13 protein-coding genes and 1 riboswitch are annotated in these 20,914 nt (G+C 53.3%); of the genes, 6 read left to right on the top strand and 7 right to left on the bottom strand.

What is annotated here, in order from left to right; all coding sequences use genetic code 11:
- Positions 1 to 310 precede the first annotated feature (310 nt).
- Both CBE72_RS04930 and CBE72_RS04935 read right to left on the bottom strand, forming a co-directional pair.
- A complete protein-coding gene (locus CBE72_RS04930; RefSeq protein WP_100142558.1) occupies positions 311 to 1,747 on the bottom strand; it encodes a curlin in 1,437 nt (478 codons plus the stop codon).
- A gap of 18 nt (positions 1,748 to 1,765) precedes the next feature.
- A complete protein-coding gene (locus tag CBE72_RS04935) occupies positions 1,766 to 2,194 on the bottom strand; it encodes a curlin (RefSeq protein ID WP_373289234.1) in 429 nt (142 codons plus the stop codon).
- 410 nt (positions 2,195 to 2,604) lie between these two features.
- On the opposite strand from CBE72_RS04935, the gene CBE72_RS04940 reads away from it, so the two are divergent.
- From CBE72_RS04940 to katB, 4 genes are all read left to right on the top strand, one after another.
- On the top strand, positions 2,605 to 5,106 hold the full coding sequence (locus CBE72_RS04940; RefSeq protein ID WP_100142559.1) for a S8 family serine peptidase: 2,502 nt from the start codon (positions 2,605 to 2,607) through the stop codon (positions 5,104 to 5,106).
- A 259-nt stretch (positions 5,107 to 5,365) separates the two neighbouring features.
- Complete coding sequence (locus CBE72_RS04945; RefSeq protein ID WP_039035581.1) at positions 5,366 to 5,803, top strand: PaaI family thioesterase; 438 nt, start codon at positions 5,366 to 5,368, stop codon at positions 5,801 to 5,803.
- Between the two features lie 270 nt (positions 5,804 to 6,073).
- Positions 6,074 to 6,337, top strand: a complete 264-nt coding sequence (locus tag CBE72_RS04950) for a YgjV family protein (protein ID WP_100142560.1) — start codon at positions 6,074 to 6,076, stop codon at positions 6,335 to 6,337.
- Positions 6,338 to 6,622: 285 nt separating this feature from the next.
- Entirely contained in the window at positions 6,623 to 8,086 is a 1,464-nt protein-coding gene (katB, locus tag CBE72_RS04955) for a catalase KatB (RefSeq protein WP_100142561.1), read from the top strand.
- A gap of 64 nt (positions 8,087 to 8,150) precedes the next feature.
- On the opposite strand, the gene CBE72_RS04960 is transcribed toward katB, so the two are convergent.
- A complete protein-coding gene (locus CBE72_RS04960) occupies positions 8,151 to 8,708 on the bottom strand; it encodes a TMEM165/GDT1 family protein (RefSeq protein ID WP_044735108.1) in 558 nt (185 codons plus the stop codon).
- 91 nt (positions 8,709 to 8,799) lie between these two features.
- Positions 8,800 to 8,901: riboswitch (yybP-ykoY riboswitch) on the bottom strand.
- A 499-nt stretch (positions 8,902 to 9,400) separates the two neighbouring features.
- On the opposite strand from CBE72_RS04960, the gene CBE72_RS04965 reads away from it, so the two are divergent.
- Both CBE72_RS04965 and CBE72_RS04970 read left to right on the top strand, forming a co-directional pair.
- Positions 9,401 to 10,594: an aromatic amino acid transport family protein gene (locus CBE72_RS04965; protein ID WP_100142562.1), complete on the top strand. Its 1,194-nt coding sequence runs from the start codon at positions 9,401 to 9,403 to the stop codon at positions 10,592 to 10,594.
- Positions 10,595 to 10,730: 136 nt separating this feature from the next.
- Positions 10,731 to 12,887, top strand: a complete 2,157-nt coding sequence (locus CBE72_RS04970) for a S46 family peptidase (RefSeq protein ID WP_100142563.1) — start codon at positions 10,731 to 10,733, stop codon at positions 12,885 to 12,887.
- 272 nt (positions 12,888 to 13,159) lie between these two features.
- On the opposite strand, the gene CBE72_RS04975 is transcribed toward CBE72_RS04970, so the two are convergent.
- The 4 genes from CBE72_RS04975 to CBE72_RS04990 form a co-directional block, all read right to left on the bottom strand.
- Positions 13,160 to 15,379, bottom strand: coding sequence for a PAS domain-containing protein (locus tag CBE72_RS04975; RefSeq protein WP_100142564.1), 2,220 nt, complete (start codon positions 15,377 to 15,379; stop codon positions 13,160 to 13,162).
- 157 nt (positions 15,380 to 15,536) lie between these two features.
- Complete coding sequence (locus CBE72_RS04980) at positions 15,537 to 16,154, bottom strand: TatD family nuclease-associated radical SAM protein (protein ID WP_100142565.1); 618 nt, start codon at positions 16,152 to 16,154, stop codon at positions 15,537 to 15,539.
- Between the two features lie 169 nt (positions 16,155 to 16,323).
- Entirely contained in the window at positions 16,324 to 19,473 is a 3,150-nt protein-coding gene (locus tag CBE72_RS04985; protein WP_100142566.1) for an efflux RND transporter permease subunit, read from the bottom strand.
- Positions 19,473 to 20,687 (bottom strand): efflux RND transporter periplasmic adaptor subunit, encoded by a 1,215-nt coding sequence (locus CBE72_RS04990; RefSeq protein WP_100142648.1) that lies wholly within the window; start codon positions 20,685 to 20,687, stop codon positions 19,473 to 19,475. The genes CBE72_RS04985 and CBE72_RS04990 overlap by 1 nt, the downstream gene beginning before the upstream one ends.
- Positions 20,688 to 20,914: the final 227 nt, after the last annotated feature.

Raw genomic sequence — 20,914 nt, forward strand, 5'->3', positions numbered from 1 at the left:
TCGAAAGTATGTTGCTGCGCAACTCTCGCCGTGTCACAGGATCGCCTGTGCGAGAGGCGCACCGCAGGTGATGGGCTGCAACTTAGCTGGCAGCTAAAACCAGGTTTATTAGTGAGATTTGGTTCAAAGCCATGATAGCCACTGTGCCAGCAGTGAGTACTCGCGTTTCTATTCGATGCTTATGGTATGGGGGTTCTAGGAAACCGCTGGAACCATGAGTTTTCAAGCTATAATGACTCACGCTCAGTTGGCAATTGGGCAAACAAAAAGGGAGCCAAGAGGCTCCCTTTCGCATAAAGCACCAGAGTGATTAGTTCTGGATCACAGTGGCAACGTTGTAGTCACCGCTTTGGGTTACGCTGATAGCGTTGTTGGCACCGGCTTGAGAACCGACAACCAGGTTTTCGTTACCGCTTTGGGTGATCATCAGGCTGTTACCTGTACCAACCACGGCGAAGGCGCCGCCATCAACACCGCTCACCCAGTTGTTGTCGCCGCTTTGAACGACTTGAGCCAGGTTGTCATCACCGAGGATCAGCAGATCAACCAGGTTGAGGTCACCGCTTTGAGTGGTTTCGATGTCGGTATTGTTGTAGCCAACAACAGTGACCAGAGCTTCGTTGGCGCTGCCATCTTGCTCCATATCCACTTCGTTGTTATCGCCTTCCAGTTCGGCATAGGCAAAGTTTTCAGTGCCTTCCTGATGGATTTCGATCTGGTTGTCTTCGCCAGTGGTGAAGGCAACCAGTTCGTTGTAATCGCCCTGTGAGGTCAGGTCCATGCTGTTGTCTGTGCCATAGGCGGCGGCAGTGGCGAAGTTGGTGCTGCCATCCTGTTCCAGGTCGATATCGTTGTCGTTACCCCAGATTTGGAATTCAACGCCGTTGGTATCGCCGTCTTGTTGGATATCGACGACGTTATCACTACCTTGGATATCGGCAACCAGCAGATCGCCAACGGTGTTGTTGTCGCCTGTCTGGCGGATTTCAACATCGTTGTCATCACCTGTGGTGAATTCGAGTACTGCGGTGTTGGCGGTACCAGTTTGTACCATTTCGATACCGTTCTCAGAGCCGGACAGAGCATAAACAAAACCAGTGTTCAGATCGCCTGACTGGTCGATTTCGATGCTGTTGTTGTCACCGGCAACACCGCGAACGCCACCTATGTTGGCGTTACCTTCTTGCATTACAGTTACTGAGTTGCCGTTGCCTACGTTAGGGCTGAAATCAACGGCTATCATGCCGGCTTCGTTGTTATTACCGTTCTGGCTGATATAGCCAGAGTTGTCGTTGCCGTTGACACGGAATACTGCAAAGTTGGTGTCACCGTTCTGGTTTACTTCGGCGCTGTTGTTGTCACCTATCAGTTCAACATTGGCTTCGTTGAAGAAACCGGATTGAACGACAGTTGCAGTGTTGACGTTACCATCCACATCGACGCTGGCTACATGCCAATCTTCATTCTGAGTCACTGTGACAATGTTTTCATCGCCCTTGGAGTCAACATAGGCTTCGTGCCAAACACCGTTCTGAACCACAGTGGCTTCTTGGGTAGAACCTTCCTGGTTGATCTCAGCCAGATTCAGAATGCCGGTTTGCTCGGCATAGACTTCCTGACCTGCAGCACCGTAGCTTTGCTGATTAACTGAGATTTCATTGACGCTACCGGCAAAGGCTTGAGCACTCATACCCAGACCCGCTGTGATAGCCAGTGCAATTAGTGACTTTTTAGCTTGAGATTTCATTAAACGCTCCCTGTGTTTTTAATACTGCGTGATGCTGATAGTGGCTGCATCGGCAATTTGTTGTATCGAAAAATTGGCACTGCCAAGCTGGTTGAGTTGCACCAGATTGTCATTGCCTATTTGAGTGATGTTTGCCTTATTGGCGTCACCCACCTGCATCATTTCAACCTGATTATTGACCCCGAGTTGTATTACCTGTGCCTGATTACCCAATCCGACTTGGGTAAGGATGGCGCTGTTGTCAATTCCGGCTTGAACTATGATGGCTTGGTTGAAACTGCCTTGTTGCATCAGGTTGACTAAATTATCGCGTCCCTGAGTTTCCAGCAGTGTCTGGAGGGTGACTGGCAACTCCTGTAGTGCATTTACCTGGCGCTCTGTCGCTGTTGAACCAAGACTGGTCAACAAAACGGCCGAACCAAACAGGATTTTTGCGAGTACCGACACCTAAGACTCCTTTTCGTACATATCCTTGACTGAACCAGAGTGGTACAAATCAGCAACAAAAGTTACGCGCCTGGAGCCGGTGCCGCAATCGGAGTTAAAGGCTATTTAGGCTTTAGTCGATATTGCTTTTTGCAATAAGGAGTTAATTTTAAATTTTCATTTAAAACAGTGTGTTGTGAATTGTGTTTGGTAATTTTTAAGATTGAGCATACCTAACCCGTCTAGTAGCAAAGTCGTATTTTACGATTTGATGCTTTCTCTATTGTTTTCATTGCGGTAACAATCTATTTGCAATAAATAAACGCCGGATTTTCTCGTTGGTTATTGTTTCGCTGGTGCTTAAAGGCGCTGCCAACGACATAAGCCGTTCCGGATAACAAGGGATTATAAGGACTATAGGAAGCCCGAATATGTTGAAAAAATTCTCGCCATTGGCAGTAGCTGTCGCTGGGGTTATGGCGCTTGGTAGCGCGCCCGCAATGGCTAAAAATGAGATCCGTTATGCCAAGGACTCTATCCTGGTGGTTTACAAGGATAATGCCACCAAAGAGGAGCGGACCGAGGCTCAGCGTCTGGTTCGTGGCACTCTGCGTGATGCCAATGCCGATGGTATAGATGACAAATTTGCCCGCTTGCTCGATGGTCGTCTGGCAAAGCTGAATCTGCGTCAAGGGGCTGATATTGAACAGGCGATCAAGATGATCTCCAGCCATCCGGCGGTTAAATATGCTGAACCCAACTACATTCTGCGCGCCATAGGCATGCCGGATGATCCTCGTTTTCCTGAGCTCTGGGGCATGCACAATACAGGGCAAACCGGTGGTGTGGCCGATGCCGATATTGACGCTCCCGAAGCCTGGGATGTCACCACTGGCAGCACGGATGTGATCATCGGGGTTATCGACACCGGGGTTGACTATAGCCATCCTGATCTGCAGGCCAACATGTGGGTCAACCCGGGCGAAATTCCGGGCAACGGCATAGATGATGACGGCAACGGTGTGATTGACGATATTCACGGTTTCAGTGCGGCCAATAATAACGGCGATCCTATGGACGGTAACGGTCATGGTACCCACGTGGCCGGGACAATTGGCGCTAAAGGAAATAACGGCTTGGGTGTCGCCGGGGTAAACTGGGACGTGACTATTATTGGCTGTCAGTTCCTGACTCCTGCCGGTACAGGTTCTACCGCCGATGCCATCGCCTGTATCGACTATATGACTGATCTCAAGGTGAATCATGGTGTCGATATCAAGGCCACCAACAACTCCTGGGGTGGCGGTGGTTTCAGCCAGGCGCTGAAGGATTCCATTGAAACTGCCGGTGACGCCGGTATTCTGTTCCTGGCTGCGGCCGGTAACGACACCACAAACAATGATGCCAGCCCTCATTATCCGTCCAACTATGACTCGGACGTAGTGATGTCCATCGCCAGTACCGATAGCTCGGATGGTATCTCCTGGTTCTCCAACTGGGGGGCTACCAGCGTAGACATGGCGGCGCCAGGCAGTGCCATTCTGTCAACGGTTCCAGGTGGCGGCTACGAGAGCTATTCGGGTACCTCGATGGCTACGCCTATGGTGAGCGGTGTCGCGGCCTTGGTGTGGTCTATCAACCCGGATCTGACTCCACTGGAGATGAAAGCACTGTTGATGAATTCGGGTGATGCCAATGCGGCCATGACCGGCAAAAGTGTTGCCGGTACCCGTCTGAACGCGGCCAACGCGCTCGATCAAGCCAACCCAAGTCCAAGTTATCGCTTCAGCGTGACCCCGGCAGCCCGCACCATTGAAGCCGGTGAAAGCACCAGCTATGACTTCAGTGTCGGTAGTGTCGCCGGTTGGAATGGCAGTGTTGAGCTGAGTGTCAGTGTAGAACCCGCTCTGGAAGGGGTATCTTTGTCTGCCACCAACGTTGGTGCCGGTGACAGCTTTACCCTGAACGTGGCAAGCACTGCCGAGACTCAGTGGGGCGATTATGCCATCACTGTGTCGGGCAATGACGGCAGTATTGAAAAGAGCAGTGTGGTGAGCCTGGAAATCATCCCTCAAGGGCTGAACGACTTCCCATACAGCAATGATACCCCGGTGGCTATTGCCGATAACACCACAGTGACCAGCACCATTGAGATCGCCGATCCGCTGCAGATCTTCGGGGTCAACAGCAACGTCAACATCAGCCACACCTGGATTGGTGATTTGACTGTGACCCTGACTTCGCCATCCGGCACCGAAGTGGTGTTGCATAATCGCGAAGGCAGCAGTAACGACGATATCGTCAAGAGCTGGGATTTGAGTGACTTCAACGGTGAGATAGCCCAAGGAGCCTGGACTCTGAGCGTGACTGACCATGCCGGTGGTGACAACGGCACCCTGAACAACTGGGGTATGGTGATCACGGCGCTGGGTGAAGCGGGTCCTTCCGCGCCCAATGCTGGCTTTGACTATCAAGCCGAAGGTCTGAGCGTCAGCTTCAGCAATAGCAGCTCTGATATCAATGATGATATCGCCGGCTACCACTGGGATTTCGGTGACGGCTCTGTTTCCAGTGAGGCAAACCCTCAACATGTGTATGCCGAGGCTGGTACCTACACTGTGACCCTGACCGCGACCGATGCCACCGAGCTCAGCGACAGTGTCAGCATGGAAGTGCAGGTATTTGCCCACAGCATCTCTGCCGATATTAGCCGCGCCCTCAAGTCCCGTCGTGGCAGCGCCATGGTCGATGTCAGCTGGAATGGTGCCCTGGGTGATGAAGTGGCGATTTTCCGCGATGGTGAGCAGGTTGCGACCACCGCCAACGATGGTCAGTTCCGTGATCGCTTCAGCACTGAAGCCGAGAGCGTGACTTATCAGGTTTGTGAACTGGAAGCCGAGCTGTGCTCTGATCCTGTTGTTGCTCAATTCTGATAACTAAAGCCAAGTAAAGCGGCCATCCGGCCGCTTTTTTTATAGACATATCGCACAAAAATTAATTTTTGATGACGGGGAGCGATAATTGCGCCTCAGTCAATCATTCAAAACAGAATGGGGTTGACCGGAAGTGAATGCAATAGCTTTCCCTAAGGGCTCAAGCGGCTGATAGGCAATCCTTTTGGCCGGGTTTACTTCTGTACGGCAGGGCAAGTACACTGATTTTCCTAATTGGAGTACTAAGGATAACAATAAGATGAGTATTTGGTTCCGCCCCATTACCCTGGAAGATTGCGCCAAACTGGACGTTGGTATGAGTGGCAAGGGCACCCTGATGCAGACCCTGGGGATCCGTATCACAGAGATAGGCGATGACTATATGGTGGCCAGTATGCCGGCATCTCCGGCCATCCATAATCCGCTTGGAATAGTCCATGGCGGTGCCAATGTGGCGTTGGCGGAAACTGTGGCCAGTTACGCAGCCAATTTCGCGGTGGACTTTGAAAACTACTATTGTGTCGGTCAGGAGATCAATGCTAATCACCTGCGGGCAGCCCGTAATGGTGAGCTCAAGGCAACCGCCAGAGCGGTACATTTGGGCAAACGCAGCTCTGTCTGGGAAGTGCTTATTCATAACAGCGCCGGAGAGCTGACCTGTATCTCTCGTATGACTGCGGCCGTGATTAAGCGTTAAGGCCATATGCTAGTGTTGAGCCTGCGTAAAAGTATAGATTAAGCCCTCTTGTATCAGTCTGTTTTTCAGGATTAATTCACCCGCATGGGCAACCTGGCCGAGTTGTAATTGGGTCCAATTGCCAACAGGCTCATGGCCGATGTTTTAACACCAGTATTCATTCTTGCTCCTGTTTGTTAGCGACTATCCTTATAGGCGAGGGTTCGGGAATTGACATTCAGGGGCGTCATGATTTGAAGACAGTCGCTGCTGTGAAATAGGGGAGCATGAATGGATACAATCAATATATGGGAGTGGGTCGGATATCTAGCGTCTGTGTTGGTGGCCATCTCCTTGATGATGTCCAATATCAAAAAGCTACGCTGGTGGAACTTGTTGGGAGCGGTTTTATTTGTTGCCTATGGTATGGCCATCGGTGCTTACCCCGTGGCTTTGGTTAATTTCTTCATTGTGCTGATAGATATTTATTATCTGATCCGGCTCTATCGCTATCCTCAAAGTAACTCTGAGCATCAGGATGCTAAAAAAAGTTAGCTTTGTCTGAGAATTTAGCCTGTCGAGGCCTGCTTGTTTCACGTAAAAGGCATCGAGGCTTGAATGATCATCGGCAATGACGCCACCTAATCCTTAGCCAATCTTTGCAGGGCTATCAATCTAATTTTTGAATGTGGTTGATTTGTTTTAATCGTTTTTGTTGTTTCTTGCGTTTGGCTAAGATGACCACATCGCCAATACGACTGCTCAAGGGAGCACCTATGGCCACCTTATATGATGTGATTGAAAACTGGTTAAACGAGACAAAGGATTAAGGAGCACGAGATGAGTCAGAAGCAATATATCACCAGCCAGAGCGGCGCCCCCATCGCAGACGATCAGAATTCCCTCTCCGCCGGAGAGCGTGGTCCCCTGTTGCTGCAGGACTGGCACCTGATTGAAAAGTTGGCCCACTTCAACCGCGAGCGGATCCCTGAGCGGGTCGTGCACGCCAAAGGCACGGGGGTTTACGGCACCTTCACAGTGACCAATGATATGAGTCAATACACCATAGCCGAACATTTCCAGGGGGTTGGCACCCAGACTGAGGCCTTTGTTCGCTTCTCGACCGTAGGCGGTGAGATGGGCAGCGCCGATGCCGAGCGTGATCCCCGTGGCTTTGGAGTGCGTTTCTACACCAAGCGCGGTAATCACGACATAGTGGGCAATAACACCCCCACCTTCTTCCTGCGTGACGGCATCAAGTTTCCTGACTTCATCCACACCCAGAAGCGGAATCCGCACACCAATTTGAAAGATCCTCAGGCGATGTGGGACTTCTGGTCGCTCAACCCAGAGTCCTTGCATCAGGTGACGGTATTGATGTCTGACCGGGGCATTCCGGCCAACTATCGGCAGATGCATGGCTTTGGCTCGCACACCTTCTCATTTTGGAATGCCAAGGGTGAGCGCTTCTGGGTCAAGTTCCACTTCAAGACAGAGCAGGGCATAGCCAACCTGACTGAAGAGCAGGCCACCAAGGTGAAGGGAATCGATCCGGATCATGCCCAGCGTGACATGGTGGCGGCAATCCAGGATGGTAACTTCCCCCGTTGGAAGCTCAAGGTACAGATAATGCCGGAAGCCGATGCCAATACTTACCATATCAACCCGTTTGATTTGACCAAGGTATGGCCACATAAGGACTACCCACTGATTGAGGTTGGGGTACTGGAGCTCAATCGTCTGCCACAGAACTACTTCGCCGAAGTAGAGCAGGTGGCACTGGCGCCGAGTAATCTGGTTCCCGGTGTTGGCGCGTCACCGGACAAGATGTTGCAGGCTCGCCTGTTTGCCTACGCCGATGCCCAGCGCTATCGGATAGGAGCCAACTATAACCAGTTGCCGGTGAACTGTCCTCATGCGACTCAGGCCAATCACCATCAACGTGCCGGTGCCATGGCCGGGGCTCAATGCCCTTACCATGGAAGCCAGACAGGTGGCGATGCGTCGGCAAACTATGGCCCCAACTCGCAGTCAAGCGGCCTGCAGGATGCGACCGAGTTCAAAGAGCCGCCGCTGCGCCTGGATGGTGAAGCCGACAGATACAGCCGTTATGGCCAGGATGACTACACCCAGGCTGGCAATCTTTACCGCTTGTTGCCGGAAGAGGAAAAGTCCAGGCTTATTAGCAATATCTGCGGTACTCTGAGTCAAGCGACTCAGGATGTGCAGCAGCGAATGATAGGCCACTTCAGTCAGGCCGATGCCGACTATGGCCGCCGGGTGCAAGAGATGCTGGCCAGCTGATAGCGGCACGCCGGAAATAACAGGGGCAGCTTGAGCTGCCCCTTTTACGCTGTCAATGGTTCCCCTATTCCCACAGCAGGGTGGCTATCCCCAATAGAGCAAACAGCAGGGCGCAACCTCTGTGGATCCAGGTCATAGGCAGCTTGTCGGCACTGAAATGGCCGGCCAGCACCACGGGAACATTCGCCAGCAGCATGCCGACAGTGGTGCCTGTTACTACCATCAGCAGGCTATCGTATTTGGCCGACAGTACCACGGTTGCGACCTGGGTCTTGTCACCCATTTCGGCGATAAAGAACAGTAAACAAGTGGCCACAAAGGGGCCATAACGGTAGAAGCGGCTTTCTTCGGCATCGACCTTATCGGGCACCAGCACCCAGAGGGCGATGGCAAAGAAACTGCCAGCAACAAGGTAACGGCCGATATCGGCGCTGAGCCAGCCCATGGCCCATTGGCCCAGCCAGGCGGCGGCAAAATGATTGAGCAGGGTGGCGACAAGGATCCCTGAGATAATCGCAGTCTTGTTTTTGAAACGAGCGGCCAACAACAGGGCCAACAGCTGAGTCTTGTCACCGATTTCGGCTACGGCGACAGTGAGAGTTGAGGCGATGAGTGCTTCCAAAATGGGCGTTCCTTCGGGGTGGCAAAATTCCAAGCACAGTCCACCGCCCACCCCTTTATATTTGTGCGGTATACCGTGCTCAGGTCTTGCCGGGCAAGCCTAAGCTTGCTGTAAGCACCATGGCATGAGGCCAAGTGTGTTGATGCTTACCCCTGGGCGGGACCCAGGTTAGCTACTCCCCTAAGACAGGGGTGGCCATTATAACGATAAAGTTTATTAAGGCAACACAGTCCGAATTAGTTAACTGACGAGCGCCGGATAGCCAATTACCAAAGACTGTGGCCTATTTAACTCAAGGCCAATAAGCAATGCTTTGGTTCCCGTTTGACTGGCTTTTGGCAGATAACCATAGAAAAGCTATGGTAAATAGGAGGGTGGCGGCGCTTCCCCGCTTGCCCAAGGGCTGTGGCTCTGTTAATGTCCCGGTTAAGTCAATTTTTGAGAAAGAGCCTCAGTGTTGAGTTTGCATCTTTGCAGTCCCAAATTCCGCTGTCCACGATTTAGTTAGCCCCAGTGGCTTGGTGGCATACCTCTTCTGTTTGCTGAGCTGTTGGGGCCAATGAAACTCCGTAAGGCGGAATTTCATCTGCGGCCAAGACGTTACAGCTTGCCAGCTGCGCTGACAATTCGCCTTCCCCATGAGTTAAATCTGACCTTAAAGATAACAAGACAAAAAAACAGGACGAATTTTAGTGAACTTGAAAATATTGGGCTCTATAGCCATAGTCGCGGGTACTGCGATTGGCGCCGGTATGTTGGCCTTGCCACTGGCAACGGCTGCCATGGGCTTACTGCCGGCACTGTTATTGATGTTGGTCATTTGGGGCATTTCCGCCTACACCTCACTGTTGATGTTGGAAGTCAACCTGCGCTCCGGCGTGGGGGATAACCTGCATGCCATCACAGGTAAAGCCTTGGGTAAGACGGGGCAACTGATTCAAAGCGCCGCTTTTCTCAGCCTGCTGTTTGCCCTGACCGCCGCCTATCTGACCGGTGGCGCCGATCTCCTGGTGCTCAAGGCCAAGGCCTGGTTCGATATGACCCTGGATGGCCAGGACGCGGTACTCTTGTTTACCCTGGCTCTGGGCAGTTTTGCCGCCTTGGGAGTCGGTTGGGTCGATAAGCTCTCCCGCGGGCTGTTTTCTGCCATGATAGTCATGCTGGTGCTGGTGGTACTGTTTCTGCTGCCTGAAGTGAATATGAACACCTTACTGGAGCAGGCGCCGACCGATTCCTATGCCAAGATATGGCTAGCCGCCGTGCCTGTGGTGTTTACCTCTTTTGGTTTCCATGTCTGTATTGCCACTCTGGTGCGCTATCTCGATGGTGACACGGTTTCCCTGCGCAAGGTGCTGCTGATAGGCTCCGGCATTCCGTTGGCCTGCTATCTGCTTTGGCTGTTGGTAACCCTGGGTACCGTCGGCGGCGATACCATTTACGGTTTTGGCGGTTCACTGTCGAAACTCATCAGTGCCTTGCAGGCTATCAGCGAGCAGCCTTTGGTGAGCAAGTGCATTGGGCTGTTTGCCGACTTGGCGTTGATCACCTCGTTTCTAGGGGTGACCCTGAGCCTGTTTGACTTCAGCGCCGAGCTTATCCGCGCCAAGAGTAACTTTGTCGGCCGCTTGCAGACCTGGTTGCTGACCTTTATTCCGCCGCTGGCCTGCGCCCTGTATCTACCGGAAGGTTTTTCAGCGCTGCTGGGTTTTGCCGCCGTGCCTTTAGTGGTGATCATCATCTTCCTGCCGATAGCCATAGCGCTGAAACAGCGGCGTGAGTCGCCGGAAGGTTACAAAGTTGCCGGTGGCAAGCCGGCGATGGCACTGATGGCCCTCCTGGGGATAGGCATTATAGCTGCCCAGCTGTATGCGACGCTGGGGGCCTAAGCTAAGCCCTTTGTAAGGGAATTTTTCCGAGTCTGTAGCCGCTTGGGAGTCTGTGTTAAAGTCGGGACTTGTGCCCGGCTTTTTTGTTGCACAAAAACAACAAATTGAACTGATACCAGCGAATGGACTTACTAGAATGAAAAAATGGTTACTTGCAACGGCCATAGCCACCAGTTTTGGTGCTCAGGCCGATGAGGGCATGTGGCAGCCCTACCAACTGCCAGCCATGGCCGATGAACTCAAGGCCAAAGGACTGGAAATAGACGCCAAGTCTATCTCTAAGCTGACGGAATTCCCGATGAACGCCGTGATAAGCCTGGGTGGCTGCACCGCGTCTTTCGTTTCGCCCAAAGGCCTGGTGGTAACCAACCATCACTGTGCCTACGGCTCCATCCAGTACAACTCCACCCCGGAGAAGAATCTGCTGCGTGATGGCTTCCTGGCGAAAAACTTTGCCGAAGAACTGCCGGCAACTCCGGGCTCGCGGGTATATGTCACCGAAGAGGTCACCAATGTGACCGACAAGGTCAAGCAAGGCCTGGACAACAAGCAGGGCGATGCTTTCTATAAGGGTGTCGAGGCGGCCGAGAAGTCACTGGTGGCCCAGTGTGAAAAAGAAGATGGCTATCGCTGTCAGGTTTACAGCTTCCACGGTGGTCTCGAGTACTATCTGGTGAAGCAGCTGGAAATCCGTGATGTTCGCCTGGTGTATAACCCAGCGGCCAGCGTGGGTAAGTACGGCGGTGATGTCGACAACTGGATGTGGCCGCGCCACACGGGCGATTTCTCCTTCTACCGCGCCTATGTCAACAAAAATGGTAAGCCGGCCGATTTCTCCAAGGATAACGTACCTTATGAGCCCAAGAGCTTCCTCAAGGTGTCGGCCAAAGGGGTCAAGGAAGGGGACTTTGTGATGGTGGCCGGTTACCCGGGCCGCACCAACAGATACCGCACCGGCAATGAAGTGGAAAACCAGTTTGAGTGGTCCTATCCACAAGGCAAGGAGCTGCGTGAGCGCTTTATCGAGATCATTAAAGAGACGGCCCCGGAAGGCAGTGACGAGCGCATCAAGTACGAGAGCCTGATCGCCGGTCTGGCCAACTATGCCAAGAACTTCACCTCGATGATCGAGTTCTACGGCAAGTCGACTATGCTGGAAGACAAGCGTGCCCTGGAAGCCAAGCTCAAGAGCTGGATCGATGCCGACAGCAGCCGCAAGGCCCAGTATGGCGAGGTGTTGGCACAGCTGGACAAGCTGGTCGCCCAAAGCCAGGCGGATCAGCAGCGTGACATTATCCTGGGCTATCTGGGGTATACCACTATGTTGCCAACGGCCCGCGAACTCTATCGGCTGGCCAATGAAAAGGCGCTGCCGGACATGGAACGTGAGCCGGGTTTCCAGGAGCGTGACATGATCCGCTTCAAGGCCGGTATGGAGCGTATCGATCGCCGTTATGCCGCCAGTGTCGACAAGGCGCTGGTGTTTGAGATGCTCAAGCGTTATGCGGCGCTGCCCAAGTCTGAGCGGCTGCCAGCGCTGGACAAGTATTTCGGCATAGGCAACAAGCTCGATGAGGCCAAGCTGAAGAAGACTCTGGACAAGATGTACAAGAATACCAAGCTGGATAACAAAGATGTGCGTCTGGCCTGGATGGACAAGTCGGTTGCCGATTTCAAAGCCTCGAAAGATCCTATGATCCAGTTTGCCGTGGCCTTCTATGACACAGGTATGCAGCTGGAGCAGAAAAAGAAAGAGTTGGCCGGTGAGCTGATGAAGGTGCGTCCTCAGTACATGGAAGCCATCATTGCTTACAACCGTGAGCAGGGTAAACCTGTGTATGCCGATGCCAACTCCAGCCTGCGGGTGACGGTGGGCCATGTGAAGGGCTATTCACCCAAAGATGGTCTCTATGCCGTACCTTTCACTCGTCTGGAAGGCATAGTGCAGAAAGACACCGGGGTTGAGCCTTTCGATGCTCCCAAGAAAGAGCTGGAGCTTATCAAGGCCAAGCAATACGGTGACTTCTACTTCAAAGATATTGACTCGGTACCGGTCAACTTCCTCTCAACTCTGGATACCACAGGCGGTAACTCAGGCTCGCCAACTCTCAATGGCCGCGCCGAGCTGGTGGGACTGCTGTTTGACGGTGTTTATGAGAGCATCATAGGTGACTGGAACTACGACGATAACATCAACCGCTCCATTCAGGTGGACAGCCGTTACATGCTGTGGGTGATGAAGTATCTGGATAATGCAGATAACTTGCTGCAAGAGATGGAAATCGTTAAGTAAGCTTCGCCATCAACAACAATCCCCGCCAAGTTGCGGGGATTTTTTTAGCTAGCGCTGGGGGATTGAGAGTTGCAGAGCCTGATCCAACAGCTCACACTCCTAGGCGGCGGGGTGTTCAAGGTTAGCGGGCAAAGATTGCAGTACCCCGCGGGCCTTGGCCCTGAGCGGGCGGCGCCGCGAAAAACCATGCCATGAACAACAATGCCATGAACAAAAGCGCCGCAGACAGCAACTTGCGCCGATTGACCTAAGTTATCAAAGGCAGCGGCATCTCAGAGCTGGCGGGTATAGGCCTGGCAGATATTCTGTTCACCCGTCTGCTTGGCTCGTTTCAGCGCCACTTCGGCATTGCCGAGGAACTGCTCCAGGCTCTGGCCCGGCAGATAGGCGGCTATGCCTATGCTGATCCCTTCTGCCAAGCCGTTTTCGCCCAAGTTGGCCAGCGCCTTGACCGCATAGTGATGCGCCTGATTGGCATCGGTTTCCGGTAGTATGATAATCAGCTTACCCAACTGCCAATGGGACATCTGATAGCTGTTGGGCAACTCCCTGAGCAGCTGCATCTCCACCTCGTGTTGGCGGTTCTCCAACTGGCCGATATCGCTCATATGGCTGAGCATGCCCTCGGGACTGATGTCCATCAACAGCAGACTGGCCTGCAGTTTTTCCTCTTCGGACATGGACTTGAAGTAGCGGTCTAGATCCCTGAGGTTCACCAAGATGGTGCTGCGGTGCGGCACCAGATCGCCACTGGCCTCAATCTTGCCTCTTGGGGTTGCCTGCTCCAGGGTGCACACCAGATACTCAATCTCACCGTCTTCATCCAGATAGCCCTTGAGCGTGGCCTGCAGACAGCTGCCATGGCTGTGGGTACAGAGTATTTGCCCTTGCCACTGTCCCTGCATACTCACCATCTGGCTGATCCTTTGCCACTGATTACCTATATCATTTTCCAATAGAGCCGCCAGGTTGTGGGCCAGATCGCCGTTGAGCTGCATCAGCTTATCGAAGGCTTGATTAATTTTAAGGAGTTGGCCAGTCGGGGTCGTCAGGGCGGTAGCCACATTGCTGTCGGTCAACAGTTTACTGAGGAAGGCCTCCTGCTGAGCCTGTTTCAGTTCACCGATATCTTCAAAGGTGATCAGCAGATAAGTTTGACTGCTGGCGTTGTAGCGGCGGATATGCAATCTGAGCTGGGCGTTAGCCAGGGATTCGAGCTGTACTTCGCCGCGCCACTCGCCACTATCGGCCAGTTGCTGTTTTATCGTGGAATAGAGCTCATCCTCCAGCTGCAGGATCCGTTGTAAACTGCGATCCGGCAGCTCATCCTGCTCGAGTTGCAGAGTACGGGCGGCGGTGGCATTGGCGCTAACGATCCGGCCGCTGGGGTTGACCAGCACACAACCCAGGTTGGAGCGGAACAGGCCACGGGCCAGTTCGATACTGTTTTGTCTGGCGCGCTGTTCGAGGCGGAACATATGGGCCAGCAGAATAACCGCGGTCGCCAGAATGGTCAGTATGGCGGCGCAGGCTAAAAGGATGTTACGCCATTGGAAGAAACGGGAGGCGATGTCGTGATTGCGAATATAGGAAAGCAGCAGATACTCACGCTTGATATCGTTTTGCGAAGCCAGCTGTACCTTGAGATAGACAAAGGTGGCATCTTCCCCGTGGAATTGACCGAAGTTGCTGGCGGCCATCTTGCTCCACAGTGCCGGATAGCTCTGTCTTATGCTGCTACCCATGGTTCCCGGCAGCCTGGCCAGTGGTTCAAGATCCGAGGCGCCAGCATAAAGCAGGCCCTGATTGTCAAATAACAGCAGCGGTGAGGCGTTGCTGGAAAAGGCCGGCTTGATTGCCTGCAGCATCCGCAGCATGGAGTTATAGGTCACCAGATAACCACGTACGCTCTGATCCTGATTTTCCAATCTGGCCACTTGATAGATATAAGGCTCCAATCGACCAGCTACCGGGGCAAACTCCAGTGCCGAAGTATAGATCTCATCGCCTCCCAGATTGGTCTGGTTATTGAGAATGACCGGCGGCATCGACATGCTGCCAAAGGTGTTGCTGGTGGCGATACGAAACTTGCCATCGGCATCAAATAGCGCCAGATCCAGCAGCTCGGGAGTGCTGCGTTTCAGGCTGTCCCAACTTTTTACCAACCGCAGGTATTCTTTGTGTCCAGGATTATTCAGATACTGCTCAAGGTACTCAGACTTGGCAAACATCTGGGTACGGAACTGTTGGAAGGAAAGTTTATCGGCCAGCAGGGCGCCGACGGTTTGCAGTTCGCTGTATCTTTGTACTGCCCACTCTTCCTGCAGGCGCCGCTCGCCCAAGGTGATCAACACATTGGTGATGAGAATGACGGCGATGACCAGCATGCTCAGTTGGCTGGCGACTGCCAATATACGTTGCCGGGACCAGTGAATGCCCTGAGCCGAGATAAGCAGAGGTGTGTCTTTGAGTCCGGTATTCTTTTTGAACATGGAACTATGTTGGCTCCAGATTAAAAATCTGCGCCCATGTTAACATTAAATATCCCCACGGGCACCGCCAGTTGTTTGCCTTTTATGCTGTGCTGATGATGACTTAGGGAGCATGGCTCGCCTCATAGGACGAGCAGGCAAACAAGTTGCCAATCGATTATCCAACCTGTCCCAGGATCCTGTGTTTGAATTGGCAACCGGCGTCTTCCACTATCTTGCGACAGGCTGCGATATCCACGCCCTCCAGGCCATCGAGAGCCGAAACCTGTACCTGTTTGATGTAACGGGGCGCTTCGCGGATAAAGGCGTTAACCGCCTCCCAGGAACCCGCCAGACGTGGGCGACAGTGCTTGATGTAACCCGCTTCTGTATTGGCATTGAGTGAGACCGACAGGGCATCGACGCACTCGGCCAGTTCCGGCAATATGTTGCGTCTGTGAAACAGGTTGCCGAGGCCATCGGTATTGACTCTGACCTTACCGCTGCGGCGTTTGATTTCGCGGGCCACCTCCAGCAAAGTGTCGAGATTGAGCGTCGGCTCACCATAGCCGCAGAACACATATTCATCGAAACTCGTTACCTCGCCCAGTAGCGGAATGATATCGCTGCTGCGGGGGCGGACCTTGAGATCCAGCTGATACTCATGAACACTCTTGCTGCCGTTGTGCTTGGGGCAAAAACGGCATCTCAGGGTGCAACGGCCGGTGATATTCAGATAACGGCTGTTGCGTATGTCATAGACGAGTGTGGGTTGCTTTGCGGCTGTGCTGCTCATAACGACTCAATTGGGCATGCAGGATATATCTTTGAGTCTAACCAAGAGCTGCAGTGAAAAATGCTAGCAGGATCAGAAAACCCCTACTTGGGGCCGGTATTGACCGGATTGGTCTGAATTTGTTGCCTGATAAGGGAAGGGAGCCTTTGGGCTCCCTTCAATCACTTAGTCAGTGTTGCGATTCGTTTAGCTGGGCCTCGGCCTCTTTCGGGCGCCACCACCACTGGTATAGGGCCCGGCTCTTGTGGCTCAGATCATCGAGAATGATATAGAGCATGGGCACCAGGATTAGGGTCACCAGGGTGGAGAACAGAATACCAAACGCCAGAGAGGTGGCCATGGGGATCACTATCTGTGCCTGCAGGCTGCGCTCCATGATGATGGGCACCAGGCCGACAAAAGTGGTCAGCGAGGTGAGAATAATCGCCCGGAAACGATAACAGCCCGAATCTATGGCCGCCTTGACCACAGATTGGCCCTGCTCTCGGGCACGGTTGACGAAGTCCACCAAAATCAATGAGTCATTCACCACTACCCCAGCCAGAGCAACGATGCCGCAGAGACTGAGAATGCTCATGGACAACCCCAGAATAAAGTGACCAAACAGCGCACCTATCATACCGAAGGGGATCACCGACATGATGATCAGCGGCTGGCTGTAGGACTTGAGCGGAATAGCCATCAAGGCATAGATGGTAAATATCGCGAAGAAGAAGCCTTGCAGCAAGCCGACCATGGCGGCCTGTTCATCCTGGCTGGCACCGTCGAGGCTGGCGGAAATATGGGGATATTTGCGCTCGAGCTCGGGCATAAACTTCTCCTGGATCTCCTGCACTACCTTGGAGGGCTCCACTTTATCCTTGTTGGCGTTGGCAGTTACGGTAATCGCCCTGCGACCATCCACCCGGGTTATGGAAGAGTAAGATTCCCCCAGCTCCAGTTCGGCCACGGTAGAGAAGGGCACCGCCATGCCGTTTGGCGTGCGGATCATCATGTTCTCCAGGTGGCCTATGGTGCGGCGCTGCTCCAGCGGATAACGCACCATTACCTTGACCTCTTCCTTGTTGCGCAAAATCCGCTGCGCCTCATAACCATAGAAGCCATAACGTACCTGGCGTGCCAGATCCGATAACGTCAGCCCCAGCGCTTCGGCCTCGGGGCGAATCTTGAGGCGAATTTCATGGCTGCCGGAGGAGAAGTTATCGGCAATATCATAAACACCTTCATAGCTGGCAAGCTTCTGTTTCAGTTCTTTGGCGGCCGCAGACAGCTGAGTCAGGTCGGTGGAGGTAAAGCGGAAAGAGATATCGCCGCCGGCATCATTGGTACTGGCATTGATATTGAGTTTTTTCACCGCCACCAAGTCCGGTAACTGCTTGCGCCAGGCCTCGGCTATGGTCACGCCGTCTACTTCCCTGTCTTCACCCTTGGTCAGCTCGGCAAAGATAAATGCCGAGGTGCGGCTGCTCATATTGATAAAGCTGTGCTTCACCACAGGGTAGCCAATTTCGGACTCCATCTGCTGGTTCATGGAATAGAGGGCGTTTTCAATTTTTTGTACCACATCCAGGGTGTTGAGCTCTGAGCTGCCTTCATCCATTTCCAGATTGACCTGGATAAAGTCGGACGGAATATCCGGGAAGAACACCCAGCGCACCTTGCCACTGGTGACCATGGCGACCGACAGAATAAGCACGCCGATAAAGCCCGCCACCAGGGTATATCTGTGGGGGATCATCCGCTCCATAAAGTTGCGGTAACTGTGGTGGATAAAATGCTGCACTTTTTCGTTGAAGGCGCGCTTGAAGCGGCCAAATGGCCCAGGGTTAGGATTGGGTTTGCTGGGCTTCATGTGCGCCAGGTGCGCCGGCAGAATGAACTTGGACTCTACCAGTGAAAAGGCCAGGCAGAGGATCACTATCATGCCGATGGATTTCCAGATGATCCCCATGGGACCTGGCACCATCAACATGGGGATAAAGGCGGCAATTGTGGTCAGCACCCCGAAAGTGGCGGGCATGGCGACCTTCTTGGCGCCGCGGATCACATTGGTGATCGAGTGGCCGTGGCGCTCAACCTCGGTATGGGCACTCTCGCCTATGACTATCGCATCATCCACCACTATCCCCAGCACCAAAATAAAGGCGAATAGAGTCAACATGTTGATTGACAAGCCAAAAGGTTCCATCGGCATCAGTGCCATGGCGCCGAGGAAGCACACAGGCAGCCCCAGCATGACCCAGAAGGCCAGTTTCAGATCCAGAAACAGCGCCAGAATAATGAACACCAGCAAGGCACCCATAAACATGTTGGACAGCATCATGTTGAGGCGGCCCTTGAGGTAGTGGGTCAGATCGCCCCAGTAGTCCAGCTTGGCCCCAGTGGGCAGAGTGGCCTGACGTTCGGCAATAAAGCCTTTGACCTGATCGGCAATCGCCAGGGCGTTTTGATCGTCTATGCTGGTGATCTCTATGATGGCCGCCGGCATGCCATCGAAACGGGTGTACTCGAGCCGCTCCTCAAAGTCATCCTTGATCTCGGCCACCATGGGCAGCATCACCCGGCTACCATCGGCACGGGTACTGACCACTATGTTGGCAAAGTCATCTCCCGTGTAGGCCTGGCCCTTGGTACGCAAAAGTATGTCACCGTCCTGAGCCCGAATTGAGCCACCTGGCAGATCTATCGAAGTGTTTTGCACTGCCTGTGCCACCTGGGTGAAGGTGAGGCCGTATTCTCTGAGCTTATCTTCCGAGACTTCGATACCGATTTCATAGTCGCGCACCCCGGTCACTTCGGCGCGGGTCACCGCTGGCAGGTTGGTGATCTCATCACGGATCTCCTTGGCCAGTTCTTTCATGTCGTGCAGTGTCATGTCGCCATAGACAGACACCCAAATAACGTTGTTTTCCGGCTTGATCCTGAAAATATCCGGTTTTTCGATATTGGCCGGGAAGGTGGCGATGGCATCGACCCTGAGTTTGGCCTCATCCAGCACCTCTTTGGCATCATAGCCGTCTTCCACCTCTATGGTGACCGAGCCCACCCCTTCACTGGCAACCGAGGTGACCTTCTTGATGCCGCTGATGTCTTGAATCGCCTCTTCAATCTTGATGGTGATCCCTTCTTCAATCTCCTGTGGCGCGGCGCCGGGGTAGGCGACCGAGATCCGCAAATAGTTGAGTTCGAAGCTGGGAAAAATCTCTTTATTGATCAGAAAGGCGCTGAAGATTCCGCCAATCAGCAAAACCCACATCAAGAGGTTGGCGGCGACATTGTTGCGGGTAAACCAGGCAATGATCCCTTTTTCCTGCTCCATCAGAGTTCACCCGCCGCAGCCAGACGCTGTTCCTGAGTATCACTCTCTTCACTGTGGGAAGCGTCTTTGTCCTTGTCATTGGCGACCCGCACCAATTGACCATTGGTCATATTGTTAAGGTTGGTTTTGGAAACCCGCTCGCCATCTTTAAGGCTGTCCTTGATGTAGACATACTCGAGATCGGTGCGTACCACATTGACCTGGCGCATCTCTATCTTGTTGTCCTTGTCTATCACGGCCACATGCTGATTACGCACCATATATCTGGGTAGTTTTACCAGGCCATCGACGGTACGGCCCTTGATCACGGCGTTGACAAAGCTGCCGTACTTCAGCGGCAACTGGCCGCTCTGCTTCTGTTTTCTAAGATAAGGATCCTGCACTTCGGCGACCAGATAGACCATGCGGTTATCTGGATCTATCACCCCCTCACTGCGTACTACCTTGCCGGTCCAAGTTACGGTTTTACCCGCTAAGGCGGCGCTCAGGGTCACCTGAGTATCAGGGTTGTCCACCGACTCCAGATAGGCCAGGTCTTTGTTGGCCAGCGGCAGGCGCACTTCGGCCACGGCCGTGTCGTACAGCTCTCCCAGGTTGGTGCCGATGGAAACGTATTGCCCCAAATCGACGTTGCGGGCACGCACTATGGCATCGAAGGGGGCTCGGATGACGGTGCGTTCCAGGTTGCGTTTGGCTCTGGCAAGCGCCGCTTCGGCATACTTGACGTTGGCTTGCTCTTTCTTCAACTGAGGTACCCGCAAGCCAAGTTCGGGTGGCATGCCGTTGTCATAACCACTGAACTCTATCTTGGCAACTTCGCCGCGGGCGATTTCTTCATCCAATGCCGCTTTGGCCTGGGCCAGAGTCGCCTGGGCCTGCATCAGGTCTGCCTCATAGTCGGAGGGTTCTATCACCGCCAGTTCATCGCCCTGATGCACCACGCCTCCGGCCACAAAGGCCGGGGCTATGCTGAGGATGCGGCCCTGAACCTCGCTGACCAGCTGAGTCTTGTATTTGGGGGTGACTGTGCCGTAAGAGGGCAGGTTGAGTGACATTGTTTGCGGTTCGACCTGGGTGACATCGACCACTGGCAGCGGGATCTCTTCCGCTTTTTGTTCCGGCTCCTGCTTGGTCATCATCAGGAGTTCGGCGCCGAGCACGGCGACCACTATGATGAGCAGCGGTGCTATTCTTCGGAAAAATGTCTTCATAATCTTCTGCATATCCATGCTGGAGGCTTAATCTGAGCCTAAATTACCAGACAAGCCGCGGCCGATAAATGTGTTTTTGTAAATAAAATGTGTCAAAAGCTGTCGGCGGCGGGAGGGCTGTGAGACAGGTAACAAAAAAGGACCCTAGGGTCCTTTTTTGGCGATAGCTTAAGTCGAAGCTTATGGCGTTCTCGCAAAAGACTTAGGTCATTTGCTGCGAACTCTGCTTT

This window comes from Shewanella carassii, from assembly GCF_002777975.1.
Lineage (GTDB): Bacteria > Pseudomonadota > Gammaproteobacteria > Enterobacterales > Shewanellaceae > Shewanella > Shewanella carassii.